This is a genomic window from Dellaglioa sp. CoH-55-MRSF-8 (genome assembly GCF_056782195.1).
The window spans coordinates 1-258 of record NZ_JBXAYH010000224.1 but is presented as its reverse complement, the minus strand read 5'-3'; the positions used below and the strand labels follow the sequence as shown (position 1 = coordinate 258).

Below are 258 nucleotides of genomic sequence, written 5' to 3'. Positions count from 1 at the left end.
AACGTCGGCGGCGACTCTGACGCCAACGCCTTCAACACCGTCGTCCGCGAGATCCCAAGCTGTCTCGCGATCTGCGCCTTCGGCACTCCCTCCGCCAGATGCAACTGCCGAATCAAGGCCCAATGCTCCAAGGAGATCACCCGTCCAATCGTGGAGTAGGTGTCCAGATCTCAAAGAGCGAATGTGTTCAGTTCCTCACGAGCGCTGACACCTGGGCTTGAACATCTTTCGACTGACTCGACTCGGGTAGCTCGTACC

At 58.5% G+C, this 258-nt stretch carries 1 protein-coding gene; it reads right to left on the bottom strand.

The annotated features are described in order from the left end of the window. On the bottom strand, positions 1-140 hold a 140-nt coding region (locus AC1RPW_RS08560), incomplete at its 3' end, for a helix-turn-helix domain-containing protein (protein ID WP_481769539.1). Positions 141-258 lie beyond the last annotated feature (118 nt).